Raw genomic sequence first — 25,599 nt, 5'->3', positions numbered from 1 at the left:
GGGACTGGAGCCCGGGTCGGACCCGTCGCTGACCTGCCTGTCCCGCCACGTGGCTTTGACGAGGACCGGGTGCTGACGGGCCCGCAGGGCGCTCGTCACACACCCGCCTCCACCAGGAACGGGCTCGGCTTGCCCGCATACGAGACATACAGGCTGTCGCGTGCCCTGGTGCACGCGACGAAGAGCAGACAGCGTTCGGTCATCATGTCGGTCTCGTACTGCTTGTTGGTCCAGCTCGGCCGGTGTCACCGCCTTCGGGAACGGCAGGGCCCCGTCGTTCACACCGACGACGGCGACACAGCTAGACCCTTGAACGAGTGCATCGTGCCGAACCCGGACCGCCGCTGTGTCCCCGGCGGCGTCGGCGGAACGCAGCGGAGCCGCGGGAATGCCCGCCGCCGTGAGACGCGACACGGCTTTGGCGCAGGTCTTGTTGAACCGGGCGCTCACGCCGATTCCCCCGGCGCCGACACCCGCGTCCAGCCAGGCCCGCACCCGGGACACCAGGGCGTCCAGCTCCGCCTCCTCGGTCGTCGCGGCATGCACTGTGGGTCCCTGGCCGCGCAGCGCCGAGCGGTAGCCAAGGAGCGTATCGTTCCGGTTCTCGTCCTCCAGCTGGGCGACGGGCCGGCCGAGGAGCAGCGCCGTGGACCAGCGCAAGATCTCCTGCGTGCTGCGGTAGTTCTTGCGCCGCTTCACCGAGCGCCCGGTCACCTTGATCCCGAGCGACTTCAGCGACACTTTCGCATCGTAGATCCGCTGGTGCGGATCACCGGCGATGAAAAGGTCGTCCGGGCGGGAACTGCGGCGCGCAGCAGACGCCGGTCCCCGTCGCGCAGATACCCCAGCAGGTGCTTGACCCGGTGCAGCGCGACGACCGTCTTGCCGGTGCCCGGCCCGCCCGTGACCTGGGCCGGTCCCGCGTAGGACGGCCGGTAGGCCACCTTGCGCTGGGAGGGGTGCAGGAAGATCCGCCAGGCCGCGAACGGCTTCTCCAGGATGTCCCGCAGCTCCTCCGACGCGGTGACCACGGCAATCCGTGCTCGGGAGTGCTGGATCGCCGCGTCGTGGTCCTGCGGATCCACCGGCCGGGTCGAGGACTGCAGGGAAGGCGCGACGATCTCCTGCCACACCTCCTCGACCGAGCAGCCCTCCGCGAGGAACTCCAGCACCTCACGCTGGTCCTGCGGCAGCAGCGGTGCGAAGACCTCCAGCTGCTCCTTTGTTTCTTCAGCGGAGCAGCCCGCCGTCGGGTACTCCGCCTCAGCGGACGGGTTCGTCCTCGGCCGCCTCCTCCAGGTCGTTGAGCACACGCCACGCGAGATCCGCGAGAGTTTCGCCGGTGGCGATTGCCCACCGGGCCGTCCCCTGGTTCGCCACGGGACGCCTCTCCCACTCCGCCAGCTCCCACATGCGGCTGATCAGACCCGAGGGCGAGTACTGACAGCCATCGGCCGCCCACAGAAGCGGTTTGGTGCGATGGTTGACCCAGGTCGCCCGGGCACGGCGTTCGTCCTCGGCCAGCCAGTCCCGCAGCGCCTCCTCCTCCAGCGGGTAGCCGGCCTTGAGAGTGAGCGGCTCTCCGTCGCCGAGGACCTGCTTGTCGACGAGTACCGTGACCGCGTTGGGGCGACGACGCTTGCGCTGCAGCTGCGCACGCCGGTACTTGTCCGGGGTCTTGGCGGTTCTGCCGTCCCTGATGATGCCGAGAACATGCTGGGACAGCTCGCGGCATCGTGTGACGTCCGCGCACACGGCACGGATCTGGGAACGCTCGGTGAACAGCTCGTCGATCGACGCTGCGACGACGGGCAGCAACTGCTTGACCAGGTCCCCGGTCTTCCGGGTGGCCTCCTTGCACCACTTCAGGTCGGGATCAGGCTCGTCGATCGCCTCGGTGTCCAGCAGCCGGAACACAAGGTGCGCGATCAGATAGCCGCCGTGCTCGGTCAGGGCCGCGCCGCGCCCTTCGTAGCGGCTGCGCAGCTTGTACAGAGAGCGGCGGACCTCGCGCAGGACCTGCACCGCGTTCCACAGCAGGTACACACCGGGCTGCGGCCGGAACAGGACGTCGTAGATGCCCTGAGAACCCCTCTCCCAGAGCACATCGAGGGTGACGCCCATGCGCGCCGCGTACTGGACGTCGTTGTGGGCACAGGCGAGCGCACAGGCCGCCTCGACCACGGAGCAACCGGTCTCCTCGGGCGGCTCCAGCTCGCTGCGCCGCACGCTGTATTCCAGCCCGAGTTCGGCACGCATCTCCTCGACGATCGCCGCCTGGACCGGGTCGAGCGCGATGAAGTCGCGCGGCACCACGCTGTTCTGACGGTTGGTGGCCTGGGTCGTCTTCCTGGCGAAATCCTCGGCCGCACCGGTCACGATGATGCGCACGCCGATCTGCGCCTGCGCCGCCCCGTCGTCCGACGCGAGCGCCTCGGCCACGGAGCGCACGGTCTGTGCACCGTTCACCACGCTGGCGTTGTGCAGGGTGAGCGTGAGCGGAAAGTGCTGTGGGGCACGCCTGTTCTGTTGCGCCTTCTCGACCGAGTCGCACAGCACGGTGATGCCGTTGTTGAAGTACCAGAAGTACGACGGCTCCTCGGTGAGCGTCTCGATGAGCGCGTTGTTGATCGGGGTTCGGCCTAGCGGGTTGCGGATGTTCAGATTGAACAGCTCCGAGCCGCTCGCGGCCCATTCGGCCACTTCCTCGGCGGTCACGACGCCCTGGTAGGACTCGTACGGGGAACTGATCGAGAACCAAGGGAACAGCGTGGTGGTGAGCTCGACCGGTTTCGGGTTGAGGTCCTGCCGGACGGAGGCCCACACCTCGGGTGCGAGGATGATCCGGTGGTCGAGGACATCGCCGTAGCGGTTGAACTCCTTCTCACCGTTGATCAGGGCGTCCTGGAAACCGGGACCCGGCTCCTCCGGGCGCATCAGGACGATGACCTGCGTCACCGGCACGGGACCTCGGTCCATGACCGTCTTGGCGTACTCGGCCAGCTGACGCCCTCGTGGGTTGAACGGCGCGAAGTCCTCGTCGTCGATGAGACGCAGACCGGCGAAAAGTTCCAGCACCGCCTTGCGGTCGGCCGCCGCTTTCCCCTCGGGGCTCCACTTCCCCTGCACCAGGTAGATGTGCGGGTCGGGGCCGTCCACCACGGCGATGGCGTCGATGCCCTGGTCGGCATGGCCGTCGATGACGGTACGTGCTGCATCCTGGGGACTGAACCCTGTTACGATCCGCACCGCCTGCGCGGTGAGCGCCCGGGACAGCAGTCGCGGCTCCTGCTGGTCGGGAGGCAGACCCTCCAGATCTCCGGTGTCCAGCAGATTGCCGTACACCTTTCTCAGCGCCCCGCCGACCTGCCGGACCTGTGTGATCACGCTCGGCAACCCATCCCCGGCCCTCTTCGCGCTCATGCTCCCGTCCCCTCCACCTGCGCAGTGCAGCACGTGGGCGCAGCAACGCCGCCCCACCCTGCGTGATCATTCCACGATTTCCTCCAGCAGCGAGCGTCTTGCCCTCATTGCCGCCGAGGAGCGGTGGAATCAGGACGCGCGCCGTCGAGATCCAGCCGAATCATGGCCAGGGTCTCGGCCACCTCGGCTGCCAGTTCGTCGTCCGGGCCGAACACCACGCACAGATCCGCGTGCAGCGGCTCCAGGACGTCGAACGCGTCCGCGGCCCGCCCCTGCGCCAGCAGCAGCATGCCGATGTCGCGGCGCAACTCGACGGCGTTCTCGCTGACATCGCCGTCGACCGCACGCACCACCTCGAGAACACCGCGCAGCCCGGCAAGCGCCTCCGTCACCTGGCCCAGCTCGCCACGGCAGCGGGCCGCCTGGGCCCGGCTGTCCAGCGCCTCGTGGCTGCCGGGACCGTTGACGCGCGCGTACGCGTCCGCGAGCGCCTCGAACTCGGGCAGCGCGGCCCTGTGGTCGCCGGCCAGCTGACGGCTGACCGCCCGGCGCATGCGCAGCCCCAGAACCACCTTGTTGTCCGATCCCAGGGCGCGCGCCGCGGGCTCGATCATCTCGCCCGCCACCTCCGCGGCCTGCGCGTACCGTTCCTCCTCCATCAGCGCGCGATAGTGCGCATGGACCTCGCGGATCCGTTCGCGCAGCTCCTCCCGCTCGGCCTCCGGGACGGCGACAGGCGCGGCGGGGGCGGGAGCATCCGCTGCGGGACGCTCGCCCGCGCCACCGGCCCGTGAGCGCGGCGCGTAGGGTCGGCGGAAGACACCGGTGGGGTCGGGTGCTCCGGCGGGCACCGCTGTCTCGGGCGCCGACTCGTCGCCGGGCCCCGGCAGAAACGGCAGCAACCGCTCGTACACCTCCTGCACGTCCGCAGGACGCGCCTCGGGCGCCTTCCGCAGCAGATGCAGGACGAGTGCCTCCAGCTGCTCCGGCACATCGGCACGCAACTGCCGCAGAGGCGGAGGAGCGGCGTTGACGTGCTGCATCATCAGCTGGAACTCGCTGTCGCCGCTGAACAGCGGCTGCCCGCACAGCAGTTCGTGCAGAACGCAGCCGAGGGCGTACAAATCCGTGCGGGGCGTCACACGACTCCCGCGCACCTGCTCCGGAGCCATGTACTGGTGCGTGCCGATCGGACTGCCAGTCGCCGTCAGCTTCGTCACGTCCGTCCGGAGGATGGCCGCGATCCCGAAGTCCAGCACCTTCACCGTGCCGTCCCGCGCCACCAGGACGTTGCTCGGCTTCAGATCACGGTGCACGATCGGCACGTCGTGGGCGTACGACAGCACGGTCGCTACCTGCGCCGCCACCGCGACCGCCCAGCCGACCGGCAGGGGCCGCTCCGGGTGCACATACGCGGTCAACGGCACGCCGTCGACCAGCTCCATCACCAGGAACAGCTGCTCGTACGACTCGTCCAGCACCGCGTCGTACACCTGTGGCACACCCGGGTGCTGGATGCGCGCGGTGATCCGTGCCTCGCGCCGGAACCGCTTCTCGAACTCCTCCGCCAGGACCGGGGACGTCACGGCCTGGGGACGGATCAGCTTCACGGCCACCGGCCGGTCCAGTACCGCGTCGTAGCCCCGCCACACATCTCCCATGCCGCCGTGACTCACCTGCTCCAGCAGCTCGTAGCGTTCCGCGATCCGTCGCACGTCCGGCACCTGGTTCCCCGCCCCGCCCGTCACGTGACCGAAGTGGTCCTGGTTTCGTTGTACCGGGAATCAGTTTCGCGGGTGCCAGATTTCCGCGTCCAGCGAGGGAGGGGCAGCAACGGGACCGTGACACGTGGCATCTGGAAGGCCTGCGTCCTGACCACATGCACCGCCCGAGCCCGCAGGTCAGCTGATGCAGGTGTGCGCCGGAACGAGCCCCGCGGCTCGGAGCAGCCGACCCCTGTGAGTGATCCGGTAATGGTCCAGACCTATTGACGCTTGCGGGCTGACGATGATTCACTCCACGGCCGAGAGCGCTCTCCCGCGGTTGAGGACCAGCCGCGGTCCCGTATGCCCCACCATGCTCAGGGAGAGCCGTGTCCGTGAATCCCTCTCGTCGTGCTCTGCTCCGCGGGGCGGCGGCCGCTGCCGCTGCGGCGCCGCTGGTCGGCGCCACCGCAGGATCCGCCGTCGCGTCGCCCCACGCCCCCCACGGCCGTGGCGCCGCAGCGCACCGCGCGGCTGACCTGGGACCAAACGTCCTGGTCTTCGACCCGTCGATGGGTGACGCGGCGATCCAGAAGCAGATCGACGACGTGTTCGCCGTCCAGCAGTCCAACCAGTTCGGCACCGAGCGCTACGCCCTGGCGTTCCGGCCGGGCACGTACAACGTCGACATCAACGTCGGCTTCTACACCCATGTGCTCGGACTCGGCGCGAGCCCCGAGGATGTCGTGATCAACGGTCATGTGACCGTCGACGCCCAGTGGTTCGACGGCAACGCCACCCAGAACTTCTGGCGGGCCGCCGAGAACCTGACCATCGTGCCGCCGGACGGGCTGGAGCGCTGGGCCGTCGCCCAGGCCGGACCGATGCGCCGCGTCCATGTGAAGGGCGACATGATCCTCATGCCGAGCCCGCCCGGCAACGGCTGGTCCAGCGGCGGCTACCTGGCAGACAGCGTGGTGGACGGCCAGATCGACTCCGGCTCGCAGCAGCAGTGGATCTCCCGCAACGACACCATCGGCCGCTGGACCAGCTCCAACTGGAACATGGTCTTCGTCGGCGTCCAGGGCGCCCCCGCCACGTCCTTCCCGAACCCGCCCTACACGAGGATCGACCGCACCCCCGTGATCCGGGAGAAGCCGTTCCTGACCGTCGACGGCCAGGGCGCCTACCAGGTGTTTGTGCCCGCGCTGCGCCGTGACACCACCGGCACCACCTGGGCCGGCGGACCGGCCGCCGGGCACGGCATCCCGCTGGCCGCGTTCCACGTCGCGCAGCCGGGCGACTCCGCCGCGACGATGAACGCCGCGCTCGCCGACGGCAAGCACCTCCTCCTCACCCCGGGCATCTACCCGCTGACCGAGCCGCTGCGGGTGTCCCGGCCCGGCACCGTCGTGCTCGGCCTCGGCCTGGCCACCCTCCAGGCCGTCCAGGGCACCTCCCTGATCGAGGTCGACGACATCGACGACGTCACCGTGGCCGGCGTCATCCTCGAAGCCGCCTCCGCCAACTCTCCCGTGCTGCTGCGGGTCGGCAACGGCAGGACCGGCACCAGCCACGCAGAGCGGCCCACGGTGCTCTTCGACATCTTCCCGCGCATCGGCGGCGCTCTGCCCGGCGGCACCGACGTCAGCATTCAGATCGACAGCAACGACGTCATCGCCGACCACGTATGGGCCTGGCGCGCCGACCACGGCCTCGACGGCACGGTCGGCTGGTCCGTCAACCCCGCGGGCACCGGCTTCCTCGTCAACGGCGACCGGGTCACCGCCTACGGCCTGTTCGTCGAGCACCACCAGAACTACGAGGTGCTCTGGAACGGCAACGAGGGCCGCACCTACTTCTTCCAGAACGAGCACCCCTACGACGTGCCGACGCAGTCGGCCTGGAGACACGGCGACACCAACGGCTTCGCCGCCTACAAGGTCGCCGACCAGGTCACCGAGCACCACGCCTGGGGCCTGGGCAGCTACGCCTTCTTCAACCTCCACGCCAACATCTACACCGACCGCGCCTACGAGGTCCCCGACACCCCGGGCGTCGTCTTCACCTCGCTGATGACCGTCTGCCTCAACGACGCGGGCGGCGGCGGCATCCTGCACTGCATCAACAACGCGGGCAACCCCGTCGCCAACGGCTTCGGCACCTACAACATGAAGTCGTACTCGAACGGCGTGGCCACAGTCTGACGCCTGCCGCACCGGGCGCCGCCGTTCACACCACGCACTCCGCCCACACCGTCTTGCCGGGCCCGCCGTCGGCCCTGGGGCCGAAGCCCCAGCGGTCGGCCAGGGCCTCGACGAGCAGGAGACCCCGCCCGCCGTCGCGCACCTCGTCCGCCGGGGTGCGGGCGGCGGACGGGCGGGGGAGGCGTTCCCCACGGGTGTCGGTGACCTCGATCCGGACGGTGCGGGCGGCCGGGGCAAGGGTGAGCAGGACAGCGAAGTCCCGCCCCGCCACACGTCCGTGGCGGACGGCGTTGGTGCACAGCTCCGCGAGGACGAGGACGACGGCGTCGTGCGCGTCGCTGCCGTACGGGACGCCCCAGACGTCCAGCCGGTGAGCGCACAGGTGCCGGGCGAGGCGGGCGCCGCGCGGAGTGGAACTGAAGCGCATCGCGAACCGGTGCACCGTCATGGGTGATGGAGTTACGGTCATGCACTCACAGTGGCGGGCCGTGGCGTACCGTGACCAGCGGTGACGCGCTGACGCAGCGGCTTCGTCCGTGGGCGTGCGCGCGCTGTACGTAGCGGTACGCGTGGGGAGAGGCGCGAGCGATGACCGTGCGGGACGACGAGGCGGGGCAACAGCCGGGGCGGCGACCGGACGACGATCCGGGGACCGGAGTCGTGATCGCCTTCGGACGGCAGTTGAAACTGCTGCGGATCCGGGCAGGCCTGGACCGCGCCGAGTTCGGCAGGCGGATGGGGTACTCGGCGGAGACGGTGGCCTCCATCGAGCAGGGCAGGCGCATCCCGCAACCTCGGTTCATCGAGCGGGCGGACGAGGTGCTGAACGCCGGGGGTGTGCTGATCGCGCTGAAGGAGGAGATGGCCAGGGCTCAGTACCCACCCTATTTCCGGGACGCGGCCCGTCTGGAGGCCAAAGCAACGGCGCTCAACGTCTACGCGGTCTACGCCGTGCCGGGGTTGTTGCAGACCGAGGGGTATGCGCGTGCGGTCTTCCGGATGCAGCGCCCCTTGCTGGACGACGATGTGATCGAACAGCGTCTGGACGCACGGCTGGCACGGCAGGAGATCTTCAACCGACGGCCGGCACCGTTGATGAGCTTCGTGATCGAAGAGGCCGTTCTGCGGCGGCCGCTCGGCGGCCGGGAAATCATGCGTGAAGCTCTGGAACACATCCTGCTCATGAGCCGGTTGAGGCATGTGGAAGTCCAAGTCATGCCGACCGATCGGGAGGACAATGCTGCGTTGGGTGGCCCGTTCACCCTCATCGATGTGGACAAGCGCCAGCGCATCGCGTACGCAGAGGTGCAGGACGACAGTCGTCTGTACACCGACGTGGTAAGAGTGCGTGAACTGGAGGCCCGGTATGGCATCCTCCGATCACAGGCCCTCACGCCGAGCGAGTCTTCCGCGTTCATCGAGAAACTGTTGGGAGAGCAATGAGCGTCCGTGCCGCGCAGGTTGTGCCAGAAGCAGCTTGGTTCAAGAGCAGCTACAGCACCGGCGGCGGTGGTGAATGCGTGGAAGTAGCTACCGTCACAGACGTCGTCCATGTCCGGGACACGAAGCGACCGACGGAAGCCAGGCTCTCCTTCGGGCCCGCAGCGTGGGCCTGCTTCGTGCGGATGGCCGCCGGACGCTGAGTCCAGCGGGGTAGAGGTGCCGGGGCCCGGTGCGCGCACGTCTTACCGGGCCCCGACCGGCTCAGATGTCCTCCAGTCCCTCCTCCCGGCGGATCATCCGCCAGGCCGCGCGGCGGGCGCTGCGGTCGAGACTGGACTTGAAGTCGCGGTCCGTGCCGAAGTACCGCTTGCCGAGCGTCGCGATCGTGGAGACATGGTCCATCATGTTCTCCTCGAACTTCTTGTCCCAGACGATGCCGAAGTTTGTCTCGTCGTTGACGAGTGCGGCGGCCCGGACCTTCGGGTCCTCCTTCGTGGCATTGAAGGCCGGGAGGACGTCCTCGTCCCTGAAGTCCGTGCCGAACTTGGCGTTGAACTGCTCGATCAGTTTCGACAGCAGTGACTTCTCGGCGTCCTTGGCGCCGCCCACCCCGTCACCGAAGCCCTTCAGCTCGGCGGAGCCCTCGGGCCGGAGAGACACATCGTGCTCGCCGGTCTTCTCGAGGCGCAGGTGACTGAGGTCGATCTCTCCTATGTCGACGCCACCGTCCGCGCGGCGCGGCAGCCGGTTGAGGAGGTAGCGCCCGTAGAGGTACAGCCGTTCCAGCTCGGGGTCGTGGTACGGGACGATCTGCGCGAGGAAGCCGTACTTGCGGACGTAGTCGTTGAGGTTGGCCCGGAAGTCCTCGGCCGTCTCGACGTCGTCCTCGTCCTCGCTCTCCAGCAGGTGAGTGAAGCGGGTGACGGCGGGGGACAGGAGCCGGTACAGCTCGGCGTGCAGCTTCTCCCACTTGGACTGGGAGCCGCCGGCCTTCTCCTCCGCTTCGAAGTACGCGGCGACGAACTCGTCCATGTCCTGTTCGGAGATGACCGGGGCGGACATCACGCGGCTCTGGGCCGTGTAGAGGAGGTTGGGGTCGGAGGGCAGGGTGTGCGCCTCTTCGAAGTACGGGCGGAAGGCGTCCTGGATGTCCTCGGCCTCGTTGACGAAGTCCAGCACAGCCAGGTCGGCCTGGGACTTGCGTTCCGCGGTGCGGTTGAGACGGGAGAGCGTCTGCACGGCGGAGATACCGGTCAGCTTCTTGTTGACGTACATCGTCGTCAGAAGCGGCTGATCGAACCCGGTCTGGTACTTCTCCGCGACGACCAGGATCCGGTACTCCTGCTGCCCCTTGCCGCCGGCCTTGACGGCTTTGTCGTCGGCACGGGTGTAGGCGAAGGCCTTGGGCAACGCGCTCTCGGGAAGACCGCCGTTCTCCTTGCTCTCGGTGGTCTCCGCGCCGTCGATGGTGAGGGAGCCGGAGAAGGCGACCAGGACGCCGAGGTCCGGGTACTTCGTGTCGTACGCGCGGTCCTTGATGTAACTGCGGATGGCACGGGCCATCTGCACGGCGGACTGGCGGGAGGCCGTGACCACCATGGCCTTGGCGCGTCCGCCCAGCCGGCCGCGGGTGTGGGCGACGAAGTGCTCGACGATCACCTGGGCGTGCTGGGAGACGGTGTGCTCGTGGGTGAGCGCGAACCGGGCGAGGAGGGAGTTCGCCCTGGAGGGGTCGACCTCCTTCTCGTCCGGGTTCTGGTTCACCAGCTTCCAGTAGGTCTTGTAGGTGACGTAGTTGCGCAGCGGATCGAGGATGAAGCCTTCCTCGATGGCCTGGCGCATCGAGTAGGTGTGGAAGGGACGGTAGACGGTCTTGCCGTTCTCCATGCCTTCTATACCGAAGAGTTCGAGGGTCTTCGCCTTGGGCGTGGCGGTGAAGGCGAAGTAGGAGAGGTTCGCGGCGCGTGAGCGCTCGACGGCCTTCGCCTTCAGTTTGTCGTCCACGGTGACCGTGGTGGCGCCCTCGTCGTCGGAGTCGGCGTCCAGACCGAGATCGCGCAGCGCGGACTTCACGGCGGTGGCGGCGTCGCCGGACTGCGAGGAGTGTGCCTCGTCCACGATGATGGCGAAGCGGCTGCCCTGGATCTCGGTGGGGTTGCGCTTCAGGTAGTCGAGCAGCGCAGGGAACGAGTGCAGGGTGACCGTGACGATCTTCCCGGTGTCCCGGGAGAGGGCACGGGCGAGCTGCTCGCTCTTGGCGCCGTGCTTCTCGTCGACCTTGACCACCAGGCCGTCCGTCTGCGAGAAGCTGCCGACGGTCTCCCGGAGCTGAGCGTCCAGGTTGCGGCGGTCGGTGATGACGATGACCTTGTCGAAGACCGGCTCGCCAGGCGTGATGCGGCGGTCGGCGACGGCTTCCGGGTCGAGCGCGCTCGGGTTGGTGTCGGCGTGCAGGTCGCTCAGGCGGTGGCTGAGCCAGCCGATGGTGTTCGACTTGCCGGAGCCCGCGGACGCCATGATCAGGTAGTTGTGGCCGGCGCCGTGCGTGGCAGCGTGCGCGGTGAGCTTGCGCACCACGTCCCACTGGTGGAAGCGGGGGAAGATCGTCGACTTGGTGGTGCCGCCGCCGGGTGTCTTGCGCTTCTGCTGGTGCACAAAACGCTGAAGGAGATCCAGCCAGTTGTCCCGCTGCCAGACCTCCTCCCAGAGGTAGGAGGTGGCGTAGGCGCCGGGGGCGGCCGGCGCGGGGTTGCCGGCACCACCGGGCTGGCCGGGTCCGTTCGATCCGGTGTTGAAGGGCAGGAACTGGGTGTTCTTGCCGCGCAGTTGCGTGGTGACGAAGACCAGGTCCGGGTCGACGGCGAAGTTCGCGATGACGCGACGCGTGAAGATCAGCTCGGTCGGGTCGCGGTCCGTGCGGTACTGCTCCTTGGCCTGCTCGACACCCTGACCCGTGAGCGGGTTCTTCAGCTCGGCCGTGGCGACCGGGATGCCGTTGAGGAACAGGGTGAGGTCGAGACGGTGACCCCGGTCGGTCTGCTTGGTGGCGTAGGGGAGTTCGCGGACGACGGTGAGGCGGTTGGCGCGGTAGCCGTCGAGGACGGAGTCGGCCGAGATCAGGTTAGGCTTGAAGTAGGCGACGCGGATGCGGACCCCGCGGTCTTTGACTCCGTTGCGAAGCACCGTGAGTAAACCGTCGTCGGCGATGGCACGGTCGAGGCGCTGAGCGAAGCCGCGCTGGGCTTCGTTGGGATCGCCGCCGTAGACGGTCAGCAGTTCGTCCCACTCGTCGGGCTGCGTCGCGCCGATGAAGGTGAACAGCTCGTTGGTGTCGAGCCCGAGGTCTGCCTGGTAGTCCTCGGGGTTCGCCTCACGCCAGCCTCGCTCGCAGAGGGCGGCGACGATGGCGGATCCGAAGGAGGACTCGTCGTGCACGGGGCTCATGCGGTGACTCCTTCGGTTACGTTGCGGCCGCTGGCGGTGGACACGTCGAGCTGGCCGGTTACAGCGGCGGTGATGAGGGCTTGGCGGCGTTCAGCCAACAGGCAGAGTTGACGTGTGAGGGCGGAGCGTGTGCGGTCTGCCGCCGACTTCAACGATTCATATTCGCTGACGATGGCCGCTTGGTGCGAGATCGTGCGTACCGGCACTGGAAAGTCGAGTACTTTTGAGCTGCTGGTCGTGGCAATTCCGACTTGAGTCGAGGTGAAGCGGAAGTACCTGCGGCCGTGTGATGCCGCCAGAAGTGCCGAAAGGTACTCCGGGATCAGTTTCTCCCGGTCGACACGAATGGCGAACACATGGTTTTGATGGACCATATTCGCGACTTGGCCGTGCCATACGGCTCCGCGGCCGAGATTGTCCGGATTTCCATTCGCTTCCGTCATGACGACATCGCCCGGCTGGAGCATTGAGCGCATGGCCATAGGGCGCGGAATGGTGATCTCTTTGATTTCCGTGAGATCCAGTCGCTCCCCCTGTACGTTCGCTACCCGGAGGTAGGGAAAGGTGGCGTCCTCAGAATCTTGGGCGCGGGCACCGTGAACGGTGACACCCGACTGCACGCGTGCCAGGTAACCCAACCGTGCCGTAGCAAGCTGCTCTGGCAGCCAAGGCCAGGTGGAATTCCGCGTGTGAGCCGTGCTAATGCCGGGCGTGGTCAGTTCCGAGATTGCTGTGCTGTACCGCTCTTCGAGGGAGGCCACCTGTGTGCGGCGCAGCTGCATCAAGCGGTCGATACGGGCAGTCTCGGCGTCGAGGAAGTCGGCAATGCGCCGCTGCTCCTCCGTCGGAGGGGCAGGAAGTTGGAAGCGCTTGATGTCTCGTTGGAAGAGATGGGGAACGCCCATGCCGTCCTTGACGGCATTGATGTGGCTTTGGAGGAAGTTGCTCTGGAGGACGTAGCGAAGAAAACGTGGCTCCATGTTGAAACTGCGGAGCACAGCGATTGAGCCGTTCACCGTGGCAGCGCGTGGCAGACGGCGAACGATGTTGACAACGCCCAAGGTGTTGCCGTCTTTTGCCAGTAGAACATCGCCAATCTGTAGTTTCAATTCGGGGGATTCGTTGTATCGGAACTCCGAAATGTAATTCACATTGGTGAAGTCGATCTCGGGATCCTTGATATTAGGTGTAGCCAAAAAGGCGTAACCATCTGGTTGGTACTCTGAAGCTGTGAGAGCCTTCCATCCGATCCTGGCATTGACTGTCGCGACGCGATCGAGGCGGGTCGTTTCCCATCCGTGAGGAAGGGCGTGCTGGAAGTCCATCATTCCGTAACCTCCCCCAACAGCCCCTGGATCTCCGCCTCCAACGCCTTCAACTCCGCGTCGATCTCCGCCAACGGCCGAGGCGGCTCATACACATAGAAGTGCCGCGTGAACGGAATTTCGTACCCGATCTTCGTCTTGCTGTGGTCGATCCACGCATCCGGCACATGCGGGTGGACCTCCCGCTTCAGGTACTCCTCGACGTCCTCGCCCAGCGGAACGTTCTCGTAGTCCCGCAGCTCCGGGTCCGGCTCGGGCTGGCCCTTGACGAGCTGCACCTCACCCTCCGGATCCCGCACCCCGACGACCTCGCGCAGCGCCTTGTTGAACGACGCACCCGTGGGCCACATCCCGCCGGCCTGCACCACCGCGTCCTTCAATGCGAGCCAAGCCTCCTGCTTCGTGCCCCAGCTCGCGCCCATCAGGGACTTGAAGGCGTCCGCCAAAGCCGCAGCCTGCGGCAGCTTCTGGATCGGCTTGGACGCCTCCAGTGCCGCCAGCGTCTCTTCCGTGATTTCGAACCGCAGTTTCAGCGGGCGTTCGACCGTGATCCGCTGGTAGCCGAAGTCCTCGTTCCAGAAGACCTTCACCTTGCCGTGCAGCGGGTGCTCCGGGTCGCCCGCCACGGCCAGGGCCTCGCCGTACAGCTTGACCACCGTGGCGATGTGCTCCTGGCCCAGCTCCTTGCGCTTGTCGCCCAGGGACTTGCGCATCTTCTGCCACTGGTCGCGGGCGTCCAGCAGAATGACCTTGCCCTTGTGGTCCGGGCTCTTCCTGTTCGTCAGGATCCAGAAGTACGTGGAGATGCCCGTGTTGTAGAAGAGCTGGTCCGGCAGGGCGACGATGCCCTCCAGCCAGTCGTTCTCCAGGATCCAGCGGCGGATCTCGGACTCTCCCGAGCCGGCCGCGCCCGTGAACAGCGGGGACCCGTTGAAGACGATGGCGATGCGTGAGCCGCCTCCGCCGTTCACGTCGACCGGCTTCATCTTCGAGATCATGTGCTGGAGGAACAGCAGAGAGCCGTCGTTGATGCGCGGCAGGCCCGCACCGAAGCGACCCGCGTCGCCCAGCTTCTCGTGCTCGGCCGTGACCTCGTCCTTGACCTTCTTCCACTCCACCCCGAACGGCGGGTTGGCCAGCAGGTAGTCGAAGGTCTTGCGGGCGTGCCCGTCGTCGGAGAAGGAGTTGCCGAAGGCGATGTTCTCCGGGTTCTGCCCCTTGATCATGAGGTCGGACCGGCAGATCGCCCAGGACTCCGGGTTGAGCTCCTGCCCGTACACCTCCACGGTGGCGTCCGGGTTCAGCTCCTTGATGAGGTCGTCCATCGCCGAGAGCATGCCGCCGGTGCCGCAGGCCGGGTCCAGGACCGTGCGCACCACACCCGGCAGGTGCAGCGCGTCGCCGTCCGGGGCGACCAGCAGCCGCACCATCAGCCGGATGACCTCGCGCGGTGTGAAGTGCTCACCGGCCGTCTCGTTCGACTGTTCGGCGAAGCGGCGGATCAGCTCCTCGAAGATGTAGCCCATGTTGTGGTTGGGCACGACCTCCGGGCGCAGGTCCAGGTCGGTGAACTTGCCGATGACCTGGTAGAGCAGTCCCGCGCTGTCCAGCCGTCTGACCTGCTGGGCGAACTCGAAGCGGTCCAGCACGGCCCGCGCGTTGTCCGAGAACGCCCCCACATACACCTGCAGGTTCTTCGCCGCGTTCTGCGGGTCCGCGGCGATCCTCTTCAGCGTGAGGCGTGATCGGTTGTAGAAGGAGTGGCCCGAGGCCCGGCGCAGGAAGCGGTCCGGGTCGATGTCGCCGTCCTTGTACTGCTCCGCGACCTCGGCGACCTTCTCGCGGGTCGGTTCCAGCACGCATTCCAGGCGCCGCAGCACCGTGAACGGCAGGATGACCTTGCCGTACTCGGACTGCTTGTAGTCCCCCCGCAGGAGATCGGCGACGGACCACGCGTGGTTCGCCAACTCCGTGTGCTTACTGCTGTCCAATGGGATCCCCGGATCCTTCCTGAATGTCCCATACCCCACCGTGCCGGCCGGTTCGCCGGCCGGGACGGCCTGTCGATTGTGGTCTATGCGCAAAGGTGTGGTCTATGTGTGGAGGCCGTGTGCCTACCGGGGTGAAACGTCACCTCGGGGGTCACCTGATGCCGGCTTGCGCGTCGGGAGCAGCTGGCCGCCCGTGAGGCCGCCGGCCAGCAGCCGCGCCGTCTCCTCCGCCAGCCGTGTCGCGCGCTGCGCCTCCGTACGCAGCGCGTGCACCCGCCGGAACGCCTCCCCGTACTGCCGCTGCTCCTGCAGCGGCAGCAGGGGGACGCGCAGCCGGCCGGGGTTCACCGTGCGCACCGTGCTGCCTGTCGACGCGCCCGCGATGTTCTCCTCCGCGCTCAGGAACCCGGCGAGGAACCACGCGTCCAGGCGCGCCGGGTCCGGGCGGAACAGGTGGATGTGGAGACCTAGCAGTGCCCCGCGCTCCTCCTCGCCGGCGACCCGGGCCATCGGGCCGGGGCCGCCGGGCATCGCCCGCACGAGGACGTCACCGGCCGCGATCACGGGCGCGGCCTCCGCGTGCAGGTCGGCCTCGCTCCCGGTCGGTGGTACCCCGTCGGCGATGTCCGACGCGGTGAGGACCGGCCGGCCGGCGGACGGAGTCCCGTCACCGGCACGGTCGTCCGTGCGTCCGCGCCCGCCGCTCTCGGGCCCGGTGCGCAGCACGCTGAGCGCCCCTCCGCGCGCCAGGTCCGCCACCGTGGCAGCACGCCACTCGCGCGCGCGGTCACCGGCCGCGCTCCAGGCGTCGTACCCGGCGGCCCGGCCGAGCGCCTTCGCGGCGGTCACCAGGTCCAGCCGTGCCGCCTCGGCCTTTGAGGCGAGCACCGCCGGGTCCACCTCGGCCCGCGACGCGCGGACGAGACGGGCCGGGGCGAGGTCCACCACGTCGTCCAGCAGATCGACCACCGTGACCGCGCGCGCCACTCCGGGCTCGCCCTCGAAAGTCTCCGGGTCCTTCGTGAATGCCTGCCATGCGCTCAGCGCCCGCCGGCTGATCACGGCCCAGTCCACCGAGGCGGAACGGCTGCTGCCACGCGTCCGTGCCGTGGCGGCCGTACCGGCAGGTCCCGTCGGCTCGGACGCGGACGCCGCCGTGTCCACGAACAGCACGGACCTGCGTTCCAGGCCGCCGGGTTCCGGGCGCTGCAGAATCCAGATCTGCAGCCCGATGTGGAGCGGCACCGAGGCCCCGGGCGGGAGGGCGATCACCGCGCGCAGCGCACCGCTGCGGACCAGCTCGATGCGGATGCGCCGGCCCGAGGAGCGGCTCGCCGTGGCCGGCGGCAACAGCAGGACCGCATGACCGCCCGGTGTGACATGGGCGAGAGCGTGCTGCACCCAGGCCAGCTCGGACTCGGCGCGGGCGGGGACGCCGTACGCCCACCGCGGGTCGTAGGCCAGCTCGTCGTGGCCCCAGTCCCGCACGCCGTACGGCGGATTGCACAGCACCGCGTCCGCGAACAGATCAGGGAACGCGTCCGCGCGGAGGCTGTCGGCAGCCCGCACCGTGACCGTGGCCTTAGGCGCCGTGAGCATCAGCTCCACCGCACTGCGGCGGACCTGTACCGGCAGCATGTCCTGCCCGTACAACTCTCCGGCGCCCCGGCGGGCCGCCGCCGCCAGCAGAGTGCCGCTGCCGCAGGCCGGGTCCAACACACGTGACGGGGTGCCCGGGAGCAGACGGGACAGCAGGTCGGCGAGGGGCGCCGGCGTGCGGTAGGTACCGCTTGCCGCGCTGTCCTCCAGGTCCCGCTCCGCCAGGACGTCGGCCGCGGCACGGCCGCCCGCGTCCCGGACACAGGCGTACAGCGCGCGGAGCACGGGCGCGTCGGCCGGCCGGAAGCGGACGTCCTGCGCGCCGGGTACGGCGTCGGGCAGGGCGGCGACGTCGCGCTCCGCCCGGGCCGCCAGGTCGGTGTCCGGCAGCTGCGCCGTGGCGGTGAGCTCGTCGGCCGGGCGGTCTGCGGCGGCCAGGGTGAGCAGCAGCAGATCCGCGCTGCCGGTGCCGGAGGTGCCGCCCGGCGCGTGGAGACGGAGGGTCGTCCTGAGTTCCTCCGGTGGGCTGGCCGCCGATGCGTGTCCGCGGGACGCGAGCCAGGCACGGACGGCCTGGAGGTCGTACAGCGGGCTGCTGTCCGTGCCGCCGGACGGCGCCGGGAAGTCGGGGTGCCGGCGACGCCAGTTGCTGACCGTTGCACGGGTGACTCCGGCGATACGGGAGATTTCGGCAGCGGTCACCTGCGCGGATGGCTGTGGCATGGGCACGGTCCTGGTGTCTTGGAAGCGGACGTCAACAACCTACAGCACTTGTCAAGCGCGCCAATGAGATTGACGATGCTTTCACGGATGTGCTTATCTGTTCTCGCTTCCAGTCCCGCAGTGCCTGCCGGCAAGGCCTTCGTGCGGTGTCGGCTGCTGCCGCCCTGGCCTGCCGCCGTGACACCCAGGGCTCCTCGTCCCGGCGGGCATCGGTCCCGCCTGCTCGCAGAACTGCTGCTCACACAACTCCTGCTCACAGAACTCCGGGGGGAGACCATGCGCCTCACCATGCCGACCGGCGTCGTCGAAGGAACCCAGCTCACCGTCATGCCGTTCCGCGACGACGCCGTGATCGGGACGATGTCCGTGCCCACGCTCGTCCAGCTCGTGCCGTCGCCGCGTACGGAGGAGGACCCGAGGCGGCTCAAGACGGCCCCCGGGCTCGTGCGCCGGCACGCCGAGCTGCGGGCGACCGTGCAGCGGACGCTGAAGTCGTCGCAGAAGGGGAAGAACGTCGGGCCGTACGCCGAGTACATCGCTGCCGGGCTGAAGGGCGAGCTGGGCGCGGCCTGGTCCACCCCGCCGATCACCCTGTGGCACGCCGGCCCGCTGAGCGCGATCGGCGACGAACTCGTGCCCGGCACCGGCCTGCGCACTCTGACGATCACGCCCGGCACCATGGTGATCGCCATCGACGGCGAGACCCAGACCACCGCCTGGCACGACCTGTACGACGACCCGGAGACCTTCGGGCTGACGTATCCGGAACTCGCCCGGGTGCGCGTGCCGTTCGAGCTCTACATCGACCTGGCCCCGTCGGACGCCCGGCAGATCTTCTACGACCGCAACGTGCAGGGAGTGGCCGTCGCGAAGAACCTCGCGATGTCCATGGACCAGCGGGACTTCGGAACCCGCCTCGCGCACCTGGTCGCGGACTCCGTCAAGGTGGACGTCGACGGCCGGCGCGTGCCGTTCGCCCGGCTGGTCAACTCCAGCAAGCGGCAGGTGTCCGCGTCGGACCGCGAGGTGGTCACGCTGTCCGCGCTGCGCTCCCTCGTCGTGACCGCCCTCTTCGGCCGCAGCGGGCTCGCACGGTCGGCGGAGTCGGTGTACGAGGACGAACTGCCCGCCGGGGTCCGGCCGGAGGAGGCCGAGGCCATGGTCGTACCGGTCCTGGCCCGGCTCATCTCCGAGCACTCCGGCGACTTCGCGCGCCGCAGCGCCATCACGGCCCCCGCGGTCCTCGCCGGCCTCGGCATCGCCGTCCACCACACCCTGCCGTGGAGCGACCCGGCGTCCCGCATCAGCACCGAGGAACTGGACCAGATGCTCGCGGGTATCCGCTGGGAGCGGCAGGCGGCCTACTGGGACGGCGTCGCCGCCAAGACCGGCACGTCGGGGCGGCTCAACTTCAGCGGAGGTGTGAAGGACTCCGGAGGCCGCGTGGCCGACGCGATCCTCTACCCGGCCACGGAGAACGGCCGCCGGATCCGGGGGCTGTGACCGGCCCGCGGACCCACCGCACCGCGAAGGCGCCACCCGCGCCACCCCAGGCGTCCCCGCACGACGGGCCGGCCGGCCCGTCGCACCGGGCGCCACGCATCTCGCACCCCACACCATCGGAGGGAGCACTTTCATGACCATGTACACGTCCGGCCCGCAGTCCGGTGACGGACCGAACGGCCCCCTCGGGCCCGGCGCACCCACTGGACCCGATCGGCCCGCACGCGGCCGCAAGCGGTGGCTGCGGTACGGAGCGGTCGCCCTGATCTCCCTGGGCGTCGGCGTCGGCATCGGCAGCAGCGGCAGCTCGGCCGACACCGGTACGAAAGCATCGGACGCGAAGGCCGGACCCCGGCCGACGGTGACCGTCACCCAGACCGCGAGCGACAGCGCCGGCAAGGACAAGAAGGCCGGCCCGGCGGACCACTTCCCGGGCGAGGGGGAGTACGTCGTCGGCGAGGACATCGAGGTCGGGACCTACCGGACGGCCGGGCCCGAGGGCGGATTCGGCTGCTACTGGGAGCGCGCCAAGGACGCCAGCGGTGAGTTCGGCTCCATCATCGCCAACAACAACCTCCAGGGACCGGGGCGAGTGACCCTGCACAAGGGCGAGTACTTCACGACCAACCGGTGCCAGGAGTGGAAGAAGGTGGGCTGAGCCGCCGGGGCCGGCGAAAAGTGTGGCCCTTCCCTCGACGGGAAGGGCCACCCCCATCACGGATACGACACCACGGTCGACGGCACCGTGTCCGTGCCCGAGGTTCCGGCGCCGGTGTCGTTGATGACGTGGGCGAACTGGCCGTTGCCGCTGAGGGAGACCACGAGCAGGTCGTGGAACTTCACGCCCGGGCGGTCGGGGGCGGCGAAGCCGTGGTCCTGGACGATGGTCGGGTCGACGTTGTAGTAGCAGTAGCTGCCCAGGCCCCAGCCCTCGTGCTCGGTGACGGCGTCGCCGACCTTGTAGGCCGCGTAGCCCCGGACCGAGCCGTCCTGGACGGCCGCCTGGTCGGGGGCGTCGTAGGCCTTCTCGTTCTGGAAGAAGACGGTGCGGCCGCGTTCGCCGTTCCACTGCACGTCGTACTTGTTGAAGTGCTCGACGAACAGGCCGGTGCACAGCACGTCGTCGCCGTTGACCACGATGCCGTAGTCGGCGCGGTTGGTGTCCCAGCCGACGCCCGTGCCGTGGTCGGCGCGCCACACCCAGGTGTGGTCGACGATGGTGTGGCGGCTGTTGATCACCATGCTGGTGGTGGCCTTGCCGGCGCCCGCGCCGCCGATGCGGACGAAGACGTCCTGCACCGTGATCGGGTCGGCCGAGTGGTCCTGGGAGGCGCCCTGGGGGCCGACCTCCAGCAGGGTCTCGGAGTTGACCGGGCCGGCGTCGATGAGGAAGCCGGCGAGCCGTACGCCGTCCACGTCGGCGACCCGCACCGCGGTGGTGCCGTTGTCCGGGACGATGGTGGCGTAGCCGAGGCCGAGCACGACCGTGCCCGCGCGGTTGACCTGGATGGGCTGGTCCACGTGGTAGATGCCCGGGGTCAGCAGCAGGTTCAGGCCCTGGTCCAGTGCCTGGTTGAGGGCCGCGGCCGTCACACCGGGCTGGGCGACGTAGAACTGCGACAGCGGCAGCGAGGTGCCGCGCGGGGTGCCGTTGCCCCAGGACACACCCCGGGCGTCGGTCCGCTTCTCCGGCAGAAACACGCGGAACTCGTCGCCGTCGAGGTAGAGGAACGGCTTCTCACGGGAGACGGGGGTGGTGTCGAGCGTGGTGTACGGCGGGTTGGGGAAGCTCTGCGCGGGAGCGCCCTCGACGCCGGAGAACACCATGTTCCACACGCCGTTGAGCCAGCCGCCGACCGCGCTGTCGCGGGTGTACCACTGCTGCTGGGAGTACGGGGTGACCTGGCCGTCGATGCGGCTGTCGGCGATGTAGCCGCCGCTGGCCCAGCCGTAGCCGGAGGGCGCCAGATTCAGGTCGCCGCGCACGTGCATGCGGCGGAACGGGGCGGCCTGGGCGACGGCCCAGCGGTTGCTGCCGCTGACGGGAACCAGAGCCAGGTTCTCCGCGGACCGCCAGAAGTTCTGCGTTGCGTTGCCGTCGAACCAGCCCGCGTCCACCGTCACATCGCCGTTGATGGTGGTGTCGTCGGGGGACAGACCGAGGCCGGCGATGGAGGTGTAGAAGCCGATCTGGGCGTTCAGCCCCTGGTAGGTGCCGGGTTTGAACAGCAGGGCGTAGCGGCCGGTGCCGAACTGGTCCGACTCCTGGCGGCGGAAGATGTCGTCCAGCGTGGCCTGGATGTCCGGCGTGGAGGGGTCGAAGACGTACACGTTCGGACCGAGGTCGCCGCCGCCCTGCAGGGCGCGGGTGCTCGTGCGGGCGGTGTCACGGGCGGTTGCGGCGCCTGTCTGCGCGGACGCAGGTGCGGCGGACAGGCCCGCCAGCAGGGGAGCGGCTGCTGCGGCGGAGGCCAGGACGGTGCGCCGGCCGAGGGTGCCGGGCGCCGTCGTGCGGCTGTCGGAGCCGTCGGCGCGGCCGGGTGTGGGGGAGTCGGAGGACATGGCGGCTCTCCTGGTCTTCAGGAAGTGAACGTTGGGGGGTTCGAGAGCGCTCTCTCGCGGGTGAATGCTTCACGTGGGTGAACGAGGCGTCAAGAGGTGCGGCGGCTTCGGCGTCTGGTTCGTGGTGCGGTGGGTGGTTCGTCAACTGGCGCAAGGGGTGCGGGCCTTCGGGGCGTACCGCCGCACAGCGGTCTGCCGGGCGGCGCCGATATCCAACCGTTGCAATACGCGGGTCCGTGGCGTTCGCCGCTGGTCAGGGCGTGGCTGCGGGTGCCGCGGGGCGTGCCGTGGTGTGTCGCCGGGCCGCGCGGCGCTCGGATGCCGTTGCCGGATCCCTTGACGGACCCACCCGGCGAGGTTTAACTCACGTCCTAAATTAAGCCATGAGGCGGCTTAGGAAGTCGAACGGGGAGCAGAGTCGTCGACGCCGGTCGCCCCTCAGGGTTCTCGACTCCCGGAAAGGGACACCAGGAGCCATGCGCAGCATCCGAGCCGCGGCCGTAGGCGCCGTCACCCTGTCTCTCGCCCTGGCGGTTTCGGCCTGCGGGGGCGGGACACCGACGGGCGGCGGGTCGAACGACTCGCCCAAGACCCTGACGTACTGGGCCTCCAACCAGGGCGCCAGCATCGAGATCGACAAGAAGGTCCTGCAGCCCGAACTCGACAAGTTCGAAAAGCAGAACGGCATCAAGGTGAAGTTGGAGGTGGTGCCCTGGAACGACCTGCTGAACCGGATCCTCACCGCGACCACCTCCGGCCAGGGCCCGGACGTGCTGAACATCGGCAACACCTGGAGCGCCTCGCTGCAGGCCACCGGCGCGCTGCTGCCGTGGGACGAGAAGAACTTCGCCGCCATCGGCGGCAGGGACCGGTTCGTCGACTCCGCACTCGGCTCCACCGGTGCCCCGGGCAAGGACCCGGCGGCCGTACCGCTGTACTCGATGGCGTACGGGCTGTACTACAACAAGAAGATCTTCGCCGAGGCGGGCATCTCCAAGCCGCCGGCCACCTGGGCCGAGCTGATCGCCGACGGCAAGAAGATCCAGGCCAAGGGCAAGCAGGCGATCGGCGCCGAGGGCGCCAGCCTCAATGAGAACGTCCACCACGTCTTCGTCTTCGCCAAGCAGCACGGCGCCGACTTCTTCACCGCCGACGGCAAACCCGACTTCACCTCCGACAAGGTGGTCGCGGCGGTCAAGCAGTACGTCGACCTGATGGCCAAGGACAAGGTCATCCCGCCGGGCAACGCCGAGTACGCGCAGAACCAGTCGGTGAGCGACTTCGCCAAGGGCCGCACCGCCATGCTGCTGTGGCAGACGGCCTCCGCCAACCTCAGGTCGCAGGGCATGAACCCGGACGACTACGGGATCACGCCGGTGCCCGTGCAGTCCGGGACCCCGGGCTCCGGCACCCAGATCAACTCCATGGTCGCCGGCGTCAACGTCGCCGTCTTCAAGAACACCCACAACCTGGACGGCGCCACGCAGTTCGTGAAGTTCCTGACCAGCGACGAGGAGCAGAAGATCCTCAACAAGGCGTTCAGCTCCATCCCGCCGGTCAAGACCGCGCAGGCGGACCCCGCGTTCAACACCCCGGAGACCGCCGTGCTGAAGAACACCCTGGCGACCAGCGCCGCCGCGCTGCCCCAGGTGCCGTCCGAGTCGCAGTTCGAGACGACCGTCGGGACGGCCGTGAAGGAGCTGTTCGCCGACGCCGCCGCCGGCCGCGCGGTGACCACCGAGTCGGTCAAGGCCAAGCTCCTCAAGGCCCAGCAGCAGATGCCCGCGAAGTGAGCACCATGACGACCACCGTGGACGCCGGCCGGCCGACGGCGCAGAAGTCCTCGCGGGCGGCCGGCCCGCGCCGTGGGCGGCCCGGCCGCTCCGGGCGGGCCGGCCGCGCCTGGCTGCCGTACCTGCTGCTCCTGCCCGCCCTCATCCTGGAACTGCTGGTCCACCTGGTGCCGATGGTGATCGGCGCGGTGATGAGCCTGAAGGAGATCACGCAGTTCTACATCCGCAACTGGACCGCCGCACCCTGGTCGGGCTTCGACAACTACCGCGTCTCGGTGGACGTCGACGCCCCGGTCGGCGAGGCCCTGCTGCACTCCTTCTTCGTCACCGTCGGCTTCACCCTGCTGTCGGTCGCGCTGTGCTGGCTGATCGGCACCGCCGCCGCGATCTGCCTGCAGGACAGCTTCCGCGGCCGCGGCCTGCTGCGCACCCTGTTCCTGGTGCCCTACGCGCTGCCGGTCTACGCGGCCGTGATCACCTGGGTGTTCATGTTCCAGCACGACAACGGCCTGGTGAACCACGTCCTGCACGACCAGCTGCACCTGACCGACAAGCCGTCGTTCTGGCTGATCGGCGACAACAGCTTCTGGGCGCTGCTGACGGTGTCGGTGTGGAGGGGCTGGCCGTTCGCCTTCCTCATCGTCATGGCCGGCCTGCAGAACATCCCGCGCGAGCTGTACGAGGCGGCCGCCCTGGACGGCGCCGGGATGTGGCAGCAGATCCGCCGGATCACCCTGCCGTCGCTGCGCCCGGTCAACCAGGTGCTCGTCCTGGTGCTGTTCCTGTGGACGTTCAACGACTTCAACACCCCGTACGTGATGTTCGGCAAGGCCGCGCCGCGGGCGGCGGACCTGATCTCGGTCCACATCTACCAGGCGTCCTTCGTCAGTTGGGACTTCGGCACCGGCTCGGCGATGTCCGTGCTGCTGCTGCTGTTCCTGCTGGTGGTCACGGGCGTGTACCTGGCCGTCACCTCGCGCGGACGGAGGACCGCCGATGTCTGACTCCTACCGCTCGCCGATGGCGCCGCCGCGCTCCTTCCTGTGGACCCGGCGGATCTTCCTCACCCTGCTCACCGGCTTCGTCCTGGTGCCGGTGTACGTGATGGTGTCCAGCTCGCTCAAACCCCTGCAGGACGTCTCGGGAAAGTTCCGCTGGCTGCCCAGCGGGCTGACGATCCGCCCGTACATCGACATCTGGTCGACGGTCCCCCTCGCCCGGTACTTCGTGAACTCGCTGATCGTGGCGGGCGCGGCCACGGCCGGCTCGGTGGTGATCGCGGTGTTCGCCTCCTACGCGGTCAGCCGCTACTCCTTCCGCGGCAAACGGGTGTTCACCGTCACCGTGCTGTCCACGCAGATGTTCCCGGGCATCCTCTTCCTGCTGCCCCTGTTCCTGCTGTACGTCAACATCGGCAACGCCACCGGCATCGCCCTGTTCGGCTCCCGCGGCGGGCTGATCCTGACGTACCTCACCTTCACCCTGCCGTTCTCCATCTGGATGCTGATCGGCTACTTCGACTCGGTGCCGCGCGACCTGGACGAGGCCGCCCTCGTGGACGGCTGCGGACCGCTCGGCGCCCTGTTCCGCGTGGTCGTGCCGGCCGCGATCCCCGGCATCGTCGCCGTCGCCGTCTACGCGTTCATGACCGCCTGGGGCGAGGTGCTCTTCGCCTCCGTCATGACCAACGACACCACCCGGACGCTCGCCGTCGGCCTGCAGGGCTACTCCACCCTCAACGACGTCTACTGGAACCAGATCATGGCCGCCTCGCTGGTCGTCAGCGTGCCCGTGGTCGCCGGATTCCTGCTGCTGCAGCGCTACCTCGTCGCCGGTCTGACGGCGGGAGCCGTCAAGTGACCGGCGAGGCAGCCTGCCTCCGC

16 protein-coding genes and 1 pseudogene are annotated in these 25,599 nt (G+C 68.8%); 8 read left to right on the top strand and 9 right to left on the bottom strand.

All coding sequences use genetic code 11. The features are described 5' to 3' along the window. Nucleotides 1–95 precede the first annotated feature (95 nt). From IE286_RS27895 to IE286_RS12065, 3 genes and pseudogenes are all read right to left on the bottom strand, one after another. A pseudogene (locus tag IE286_RS27895) lies at nucleotides 96–1,223 on the bottom strand (3'-5' exonuclease); the annotation flags it as partial. Nucleotides 1,224–1,263: 40 nt separating this feature from the next. Next, nucleotides 1,264–3,387: an AIPR family protein gene (locus tag IE286_RS12070; protein WP_229862409.1), complete on the bottom strand. Its 2,124-nt coding sequence runs from the start codon at nucleotides 3,385–3,387 to the stop codon at nucleotides 1,264–1,266. A 140-nt stretch (nucleotides 3,388–3,527) separates the two neighbouring features. Continuing rightward, nucleotides 3,528–5,147, bottom strand: coding sequence for a serine/threonine-protein kinase (locus IE286_RS12065; RefSeq protein ID WP_189796668.1), 1,620 nt, complete (start codon nucleotides 5,145–5,147; stop codon nucleotides 3,528–3,530). 551 nt (nucleotides 5,148–5,698) lie between these two features. Between IE286_RS12065 and IE286_RS12060 the strand changes: the two genes are divergently transcribed. Beyond that, nucleotides 5,699–7,333 (top strand): pectate lyase-like domain-containing protein, encoded by a 1,635-nt coding sequence (locus IE286_RS12060; RefSeq protein ID WP_229862406.1) that lies wholly within the window; start codon nucleotides 5,699–5,701, stop codon nucleotides 7,331–7,333. Between the two features lie 25 nt (nucleotides 7,334–7,358). Here IE286_RS12060 and IE286_RS12055 read toward each other — a convergent pair whose 3' ends face one another. Beyond that, a complete protein-coding gene (locus IE286_RS12055) occupies nucleotides 7,359–7,802 on the bottom strand; it encodes an ATP-binding protein (RefSeq protein ID WP_229862404.1) in 444 nt (147 codons plus the stop codon). A gap of 119 nt (nucleotides 7,803–7,921) precedes the next feature. Here IE286_RS12055 and IE286_RS12050 point away from each other — a divergent pair, with 119 nt between their 5' ends. Continuing rightward, entirely contained in the window at nucleotides 7,922–8,776 is an 855-nt protein-coding gene (locus tag IE286_RS12050) for a helix-turn-helix domain-containing protein (protein ID WP_189796667.1), read from the top strand. Further along, nucleotides 8,773–8,976, top strand: coding sequence for a DUF397 domain-containing protein (locus IE286_RS12045; protein WP_189796666.1), 204 nt, complete (start codon nucleotides 8,773–8,775; stop codon nucleotides 8,974–8,976). Before IE286_RS12050 ends, IE286_RS12045 begins: the two co-directional genes overlap by 4 nt. 61 nt (nucleotides 8,977–9,037) lie before the next feature. Here IE286_RS12045 and IE286_RS12040 read toward each other — a convergent pair whose 3' ends face one another. The 4 genes from IE286_RS12040 to IE286_RS12025 form a co-directional block, all read right to left on the bottom strand. Beyond that, complete coding sequence (locus IE286_RS12040) at nucleotides 9,038–12,220, bottom strand: type I restriction endonuclease subunit R (RefSeq protein ID WP_189796665.1); 3,183 nt, start codon at nucleotides 12,218–12,220, stop codon at nucleotides 9,038–9,040. Then, nucleotides 12,217–13,545, bottom strand: a complete 1,329-nt coding sequence (locus IE286_RS12035) for a restriction endonuclease subunit S (protein ID WP_229862402.1) — start codon at nucleotides 13,543–13,545, stop codon at nucleotides 12,217–12,219. Before IE286_RS12035 ends, IE286_RS12040 begins: the two co-directional genes overlap by 4 nt. After that, nucleotides 13,545–15,536: a type I restriction-modification system subunit M gene (locus tag IE286_RS12030; RefSeq protein ID WP_189796663.1), complete on the bottom strand. Its 1,992-nt coding sequence runs from the start codon at nucleotides 15,534–15,536 to the stop codon at nucleotides 13,545–13,547. The genes IE286_RS12035 and IE286_RS12030 overlap by 1 nt, the downstream gene beginning before the upstream one ends. Before the next feature lie 123 nt (nucleotides 15,537–15,659). Then, entirely contained in the window at nucleotides 15,660–17,858 is a 2,199-nt protein-coding gene (locus IE286_RS12025) for an N-6 DNA methylase (RefSeq protein WP_189796662.1), read from the bottom strand. 276 nt (nucleotides 17,859–18,134) lie between these two features. On the opposite strand from IE286_RS12025, the gene IE286_RS12020 reads away from it, so the two are divergent. Continuing rightward, entirely contained in the window at nucleotides 18,135–19,361 is a 1,227-nt protein-coding gene (locus IE286_RS12020; RefSeq protein ID WP_189796661.1) for a DNA sulfur modification protein DndB, read from the top strand. Between the two features lie 133 nt (nucleotides 19,362–19,494). Then, the gene (locus tag IE286_RS12015) at nucleotides 19,495–20,019 is read left to right on the top strand and encodes an Rv1352/Rv1906c domain-containing protein (protein WP_229862393.1); all 525 of its coding nucleotides are present in this window, start codon (nucleotides 19,495–19,497) and stop codon (nucleotides 20,017–20,019) included. Nucleotides 20,020–20,075: 56 nt separating this feature from the next. Here the strand turns inward: IE286_RS12015 and IE286_RS12010 are convergent, their stop codons facing one another. Beyond that, complete coding sequence (locus IE286_RS12010) at nucleotides 20,076–21,923, bottom strand: pectate lyase-like domain-containing protein (protein ID WP_229862390.1); 1,848 nt, start codon at nucleotides 21,921–21,923, stop codon at nucleotides 20,076–20,078. A gap of 476 nt (nucleotides 21,924–22,399) precedes the next feature. Here IE286_RS12010 and IE286_RS12005 point away from each other — a divergent pair, with 476 nt between their 5' ends. The 3 genes from IE286_RS12005 to IE286_RS11995 are packed head-to-tail and all read left to right on the top strand — an operon-like array spanning nucleotide 22,400 to nucleotide 25,576. Beyond that, the gene (locus IE286_RS12005) at nucleotides 22,400–23,716 is read left to right on the top strand and encodes an ABC transporter substrate-binding protein (RefSeq protein WP_189796660.1); all 1,317 of its coding nucleotides are present in this window, start codon (nucleotides 22,400–22,402) and stop codon (nucleotides 23,714–23,716) included. 5 nt (nucleotides 23,717–23,721) lie between these two features. Next, nucleotides 23,722–24,720, top strand: a complete 999-nt coding sequence (locus IE286_RS12000; protein WP_189796659.1) for a carbohydrate ABC transporter permease — start codon at nucleotides 23,722–23,724, stop codon at nucleotides 24,718–24,720. Next, nucleotides 24,713–25,576, top strand: a complete 864-nt coding sequence (locus tag IE286_RS11995; RefSeq protein ID WP_189796658.1) for a carbohydrate ABC transporter permease — start codon at nucleotides 24,713–24,715, stop codon at nucleotides 25,574–25,576. The genes IE286_RS12000 and IE286_RS11995 overlap by 8 nt, the downstream gene beginning before the upstream one ends. The last annotated feature ends 23 nt before the right edge of the window (nucleotides 25,577–25,599 follow it).

Source organism: Streptomyces thermodiastaticus, from assembly GCF_014656135.1.
Taxonomy (GTDB): Bacteria; Actinomycetota; Actinomycetes; order Streptomycetales; family Streptomycetaceae; genus Streptomyces; species Streptomyces thermodiastaticus.
This window is presented reverse-complemented; position numbering and strand designations above follow the sequence as displayed.

What these genes read in the sequence shown, in the direction of transcription:
- IE286_RS12040 (WP_189796665.1), bottom strand. Translation starts at nt 12,220, where the DNA reads ATGAGCCCCGTGCACGACGAGTCCTCCTTCGGATCCGCCATCGTCGCC.
- IE286_RS12010 (WP_229862390.1), bottom strand. Translation starts at nt 21,923, where the DNA reads ATGTCCTCCGACTCCCCCACACCCGGCCGCGCCGACGGCTCCGACAGC.
- IE286_RS12045 (WP_189796666.1), top strand. Translation starts at nt 8,773, where the DNA reads ATGAGCGTCCGTGCCGCGCAGGTTGTGCCAGAAGCAGCTTGGTTCAAG.
- IE286_RS12015 (WP_229862393.1), top strand. Translation starts at nt 19,495, where the DNA reads ATGACCATGTACACGTCCGGCCCGCAGTCCGGTGACGGACCGAACGGC.
- IE286_RS12035 (WP_229862402.1), bottom strand. Translation starts at nt 13,545, where the DNA reads ATGGACTTCCAGCACGCCCTTCCTCACGGATGGGAAACGACCCGCCTC.
- IE286_RS12025 (WP_189796662.1), bottom strand. Translation starts at nt 17,858, where the DNA reads ATGCCACAGCCATCCGCGCAGGTGACCGCTGCCGAAATCTCCCGTATC.
- IE286_RS11995 (WP_189796658.1), top strand. Translation starts at nt 24,713, where the DNA reads ATGTCTGACTCCTACCGCTCGCCGATGGCGCCGCCGCGCTCCTTCCTG.
- IE286_RS12060 (WP_229862406.1), top strand. Translation starts at nt 5,699, where the DNA reads ATGGGTGACGCGGCGATCCAGAAGCAGATCGACGACGTGTTCGCCGTC.
- IE286_RS12000 (WP_189796659.1), top strand. Translation starts at nt 23,722, where the DNA reads ATGACGACCACCGTGGACGCCGGCCGGCCGACGGCGCAGAAGTCCTCG.
- IE286_RS12055 (WP_229862404.1), bottom strand. Translation starts at nt 7,802, where the DNA reads ATGACCGTAACTCCATCACCCATGACGGTGCACCGGTTCGCGATGCGC.
- IE286_RS12005 (WP_189796660.1), top strand. Translation starts at nt 22,400, where the DNA reads ATGCGCAGCATCCGAGCCGCGGCCGTAGGCGCCGTCACCCTGTCTCTC.
- IE286_RS12050 (WP_189796667.1), top strand. Translation starts at nt 7,922, where the DNA reads ATGACCGTGCGGGACGACGAGGCGGGGCAACAGCCGGGGCGGCGACCG.
- IE286_RS12020 (WP_189796661.1), top strand. Translation starts at nt 18,135, where the DNA reads ATGCGCCTCACCATGCCGACCGGCGTCGTCGAAGGAACCCAGCTCACC.